The sequence below is a fragment of the Clostridium sp. genome, assembly GCF_016650095.1.
Taxonomy (GTDB): domain Bacteria; phylum Bacillota; class Clostridia; order Clostridiales; family Clostridiaceae; genus Clostridium_AD.
In genome coordinates this window covers 1-5,234 of sequence record NZ_JAENWL010000273.1, presented here as the reverse complement: position 1 = coordinate 5,234, position 5,234 = coordinate 1, and the positions used below count along the sequence as shown (strand labels likewise).

At 31.3% G+C, this 5,234-nt stretch carries 4 protein-coding genes; 3 read left to right on the top strand and 1 reads right to left on the bottom strand.

Features of this window, described 5'->3' with window-relative positions; genetic code table 11:
• Positions 1-6: 6 nt before the first annotated feature.
• The 3 genes from mprF (at position 7) to JJE11_RS14230 (ending at position 4,218) form a co-directional block, all read left to right on the top strand.
• Positions 7-2,646 (top strand): bifunctional lysylphosphatidylglycerol flippase/synthetase MprF, encoded by a 2,640-nt coding sequence (mprF, locus tag JJE11_RS14240; RefSeq protein WP_366927937.1) that lies wholly within the window; start codon positions 7-9, stop codon positions 2,644-2,646.
• Positions 2,647-3,025: 379 nt separating this feature from the next.
• Positions 3,026-3,355 carry a PadR family transcriptional regulator gene (locus JJE11_RS14235; RefSeq protein WP_291636775.1) on the top strand — a complete coding sequence of 110 codons (330 nt, stop codon included), beginning with the start codon at positions 3,026-3,028 and terminating at the stop codon, positions 3,353-3,355.
• Positions 3,356-3,432: 77 nt separating this feature from the next.
• A complete protein-coding gene (locus JJE11_RS14230; protein ID WP_291636773.1) occupies positions 3,433-4,218 on the top strand; it encodes a pentapeptide repeat-containing protein in 786 nt (261 codons plus the stop codon).
• A 94-nt stretch (positions 4,219-4,312) separates the two neighbouring features.
• On the opposite strand, the gene JJE11_RS14225 is transcribed toward JJE11_RS14230, so the two are convergent.
• The coding region (locus tag JJE11_RS14225; RefSeq protein WP_291636771.1) for a PLP-dependent aminotransferase family protein at positions 4,313-5,234 on the bottom strand (922 nt) is incomplete at its 5' end.

The following is a 5,234-nucleotide window of genomic DNA, read 5'->3' as shown; positions in this document are numbered from 1 at the left end:
TATTATATGGAAAAACTAGCTATGTCAGCTAAATTCAAATTTATGATGTTACTTATACGTACATCCCTTATATCACACAGGAAAAATATACTTAAAGTAACTTTTTCTATTCTTATAGTTTTTTTGATTTATTTTGAAGGTAAAAAAGAATTATCAAGCCTTAATTTAGCAGCTTCTCTTTCTCTGTTAAGGAGTTCTGATCCTATAAAACTCTTCTTATTTTTCATTACAGGCTCTGTGGCTGTAAGCTGCATGACCCTTTATGATTATTTTATAATTAAAAATTTAAAATATAATATATCACTTTTGAAAACTTGGAGGATTTCTTGGATTTCTAATACCTTTAATAATTTTCTAGGCTTTGGTGGATTAACTGGTGCGGGCATTCGTACTATGCTTTATAAAGAAGAAAATGTATCAAATAAAGAATGTCTATTTATAAATGTTCTGCTTGTTCCTGCAACTACAACTGGTCTATCATTACTCGCCCTACTTGGTATATTTAATATATTACCCATTAGACCTATTCTTGCAGAGCATAAATGGTTTTCCATAGCCGTATTTTCTTTTGCTATATATCTATTCGTATACTTATTGTTATTTAAAATCAAATGGATAAGAACAAAGGTATTACCGGAAGGTATATCTGTTAACAATTCAGCTCCTTTAAGATTAGAATTAATTTTCGCTTCAATCTTTGAGTGGACCGGAGCTGGTTTATTCTTTTGGTATATATGCTCAAACTTTACAAGTAATATTAGTCCCCTTCAAGTATTTTCAATACTCACAGTAGCCGCTAGCGTAGGAATATTAAGCATGGTACCAGGAGGCCTTGGCTCCTTTGACTTAGTTTCTATCCTTGGTCTGCAATTAGTGGGAGCATCCCCCAGCGCGGCTCTTGCAATATTATTTATATATAGAGTTTTCTATTATGTAATACCATGGATACTCGGAGCTATTATGGCGATTATTGGTATGATTACTAAAAAACAAGAAGAAGTTGTAGCAGTTCCTTCACTATTTAATAAATTTCTTACTTTTCCTAAGGAAAATATTTATTTAAGTAATTTCGGTATATGGACTCTATCTTTAATGATTTTTGTCAGTGGTATTATTTTGCTCATTTCAGCAGCCACGCCAAGTATTACTGGAAGATTCGAACTGCTATCAGACTTTACCTCTTTACCAGTGATGCATATCTCTCACAGAATTTCCATTGCGATTGGTCTAATGCTCTTAGTACTTTCATGGCGAATCAAAGAAAAATTAAAACGAGCTTTTAAATGGACGCTTTTTTTATTAATTTTAGGAGCACTTAGCACATTTATTAAAGGCTTAGACTTTGAAGAAGCAATATTTCTACTTATTGTTGCACTTTTATTATGGTTATCTAAATCACGTTTTTATAGAGAAAGTGCGCCCATTAAAAAACGTACGCTAGCACTATACTTACTTATAACTGCTACTAGTATTTTTCTCTACGCAATGCTCGGCAATAGTATTCATGCTAATTTCCTTAAGTCTAATGAACCTTTTTATATACTAACTGTCAACCCACGTGCCTTTGTCAAAAATGCGATCTTTGCCTTTATCTTATGTTGGATTTTTTTAGCTTTCCTGCTAAGTACAAGTTTTAATACAAAATTTAATACAAAACCAGAAGACAAAGACATTGAAAAACTAAAACAGTTCCTTAAAAAATATAAAGGTAACTTTCTTACTCATCTTATATTTTTAAAAGATAAAAACCTTTACTGGGCTCAAAACGATCAAGTACTTCTTGCCTATGCTGATATTAGTAATAAATTAGTGGTGCTTGGAGATCCCATAGGTGATCCCTTACTATTTAAAAATGCCATTGAGGATTTTCAAACCTTTGCAGATAAATTTGGTCATACTCCTGTGTTTTATCAGGTTAGTGAAAAGTATTTTCCACACTATCATGAAAATGGATACTATTTCTTTAAACTAGGCGAAGAAGCTGTAATAAACCTAGATACCTTTACCCTATCAGGAAGCGGACATAACAAATCATTACGTTCTGCAAAAAGTCGCCTAGAAAAAGATGGTTTCAAATTTGAAATATTAAATCCACCTTTTTCCAACGATATGGTTTCTGAAGTTAAACTAATATCTGATATTTGGCTTGGAAAACGAAAAGAGAAAGGTTTCTCTTTAGGATTTTTTAATGAAGATTATATACAAACCTCTCCTGTTGCAGTATTTAAGAATAATAATGACAAAATTGTAGCTTTTGCTACCATAATGCCTGTTTATGACGAAATATCACTATCTGTTGATTTAATGCGCTTTGATCATAATGTTTGTCCTAATGGAACTATGGATGCCCTTTTTGTAAACCTAATTCTATGGTCAAAAGAGCATAATTTTAAATATTTTAATCTTGGCATGGCTCCACTATCCAATGTGGGACTCGCACCTTTTGCACATGAGCAAGAAAAATTTGCAAAGTTTGTTTATAAGTTCGGTAACTATTGGTATAAATTTTCAGGACTTCGTAACTATAAGGAAAAATTTCATCCTGATTGGGAACCTAGATATCTTGCTTATCCAAAATTCATTTCACTACCAACACTATTGATAGAACTGGCTATTCTTATTTCCAAAGATATAAAAAAATATTAGCCCTTAGAATAATTATTTATCTACTACTATCAAACGGGAATAAATCTATTACTTAAGGAAGATTAGCGTTACTTATGCTGAAAATTATCATTTTTTATTTGTATCCAAATGCATATAAAGGGGCTGTCCCAAAATGACCTAAAAATCATTTTGGGACAACCCCTTTTCTTGATTAATTCTAGGAAAATCATTAAAATCTAATCACTCTATTAATGTTTAAATTTTAGTGGTTTTTTATTCTTTTACAAGGCAGATCTTAAAATAACGTATCTTTCATTATATTTTATTAAATGTATAAACAAATAATATTATAATGAGAATCATATTACATTTACAGTCATAGTACTATGATGTATATTGTATTAATGGAGGTGACATAATGGTTGATAATAAAATGTCCCCCGATTTACTCAGAGGACATACAAATACAATTATTTTGAAATTATTGATAAGCAGTGATAAATATGGGTATGAAATATCGAAATTGATACATTCAAGTTCCAGTGGCGAGTATGAACTTAAGGAGGCTACTATGTACTCAAGCCTGAAAAGGTTAGATAATGATGGGGATATAACTTCATATTGGGGGGATGAGACCCAGGGTGGACGAAGAAAATACTATTCTATTACTGAAAAAGGAAAAAGTACTTATTTCGAAAATAAAAAAAATTGGGAGAATGCTAAGCGTATTCTAGATCAATTGTTATAAAAAAAAGGAAGGTGGTAATAACAATGAATGAAAAATTAATCAAATATTTAGAGGTCGTATTTTCACACTATGAGGATGTGAAAGCGGTCAAAGAATTAAAAGAAGAGTTATCTAATGATTTACAGGAAAAGTTTAGTGATTTGAAAAATCAGGGTTATGATGAGGTCACTGCTTATAATATGACCATCGAGTCCATTGGAGATATATCAGAGATCATGGAAAGTATCTCCGCAAAAACAAGCGAGTTGCAACAAACGTTAAGAAAGGATTTTTCAGGTATTAATCTTCAAAATTCTGATTTAAAAGGGGTAAAAGTACATGATGGGAAGTTTAACGGCAGCGCTCTTAAAGAATCAGACTTCAGCAATTCAGATTTAAGTAATAGCTCCTTTAAAGGCACTGATTTACAGAATTCTAATTTTAAAAAGGTAACCTTACATGATGGAAACCTTAGCGGTAGTGCTCTTAAAGGATCAGATTTCAGTGGTTCAGATTTAACTAACACCTCCTTTAAAGGTTGTGATTTGACTAATGTAATATTTGATGGTGCTAATCTTACCGGAGCAAAATTAATTCAGGTCAGTCTGAGATATACGCGTCTTAAAAGTTGCATCTTTGATTATACGGATTTTAGCAGTTCAGATTTGACCGGAGTATGTTTTGATAATCAAACGTTAATTGGTACTATTTTTAATAGTACTGGGTTAAAAGGAACATCGTTTAGAAATGTTATTTTTAGAAATGTTATTTTTAAAAATGTTGAGGTAAAAAAAACAATTTTTGACGGCGCTACAATGGATAAATTGACTTATGCTGTTTTGAAAGGCAGCAATGCAGACTTGGCTAATGTAACAGTAATTTAAGAATTTTCAGGAGAGCCCGTTAAGATGCTAAACAAAATGGGTTCTATCTCATTCTAGAAATTACTTTCTATTTTGAGACAGCACCTTTTTCATTCTACTCTTTAAATTTTATAGTACATTTCCTTGCTTCTTCTCCAATTATCACTATACCTTTTTCAATATCTATAAGTGATACTCTAGAAAATCCTAATCTCATAGTATCATGTCCATTTCCATCAGTATAAAATATATCCCCTGGTGTAAATATAACCCCACGAGCGAAACATCTTTCTAATAATTCTCTTGAATTAATTTCATCTAATTTTATAAATATATAAAGACCACCATCCCCTAAAATATATTTAGATGGAATGTGCTTCTTAGATAACCTTGTAATTAACTCATACTTTTCTCTATATATGTTTCTAGCCTTTTTTACGTATCTTTCAAAACTACCACTTTTCATATATTCATATAAAATTGCTTGATCTAAAAATGAGGTGTGAATATTTCTGCTTCTCTTTACACACTCTAATACATCTATGAGTTTTTTATCACCTAGAATCCAGCCTATCCTTATTCCTGGAAAAAGAATTTTTGATAAACTTCCTATATAAACCACTGAATTTTCCTCACCACTAATAGATACAATAGGTGCAATATGGGTACCTGAATGTTGCAGTTCCTCATTAAATCCATCTTCAATTATTGGTACACTATGTGCTTTTAGTAATTTATAAATATCTTCTCTTTTCTTACACGTCATCACCATTCCAGTGGGATTATGATAAGATGGGACAAGATAAACAGCTTTTATATCATTACTCACAAGCGCTGCTTCTAATTTGCTTAAGTTTATTCCATCCTTATCTACTTCTACTCCAATTATGTCTATATCATGAAGCTTCATTAACTTTATAGCTGTATTATGGGTAGGATTTTCGCATATGATTTTGTCTCCCTTTTCAGTAATTGAAGATAAAACTATATCAAATCCTTCTGTAAATCCATTAGTTATTAAGATGCTTTTATTAGTT

Coding starts and splice junctions, on each gene's coding strand:
- mprF (WP_366927937.1), top strand. CDS start 7: ATGGAAAAACTAGCTATGTCAGCTAAATTCAAATTTATGATGTTACTT.
- JJE11_RS14235 (WP_291636775.1), top strand. CDS start 3,026: ATGGTTGATAATAAAATGTCCCCCGATTTACTCAGAGGACATACAAAT.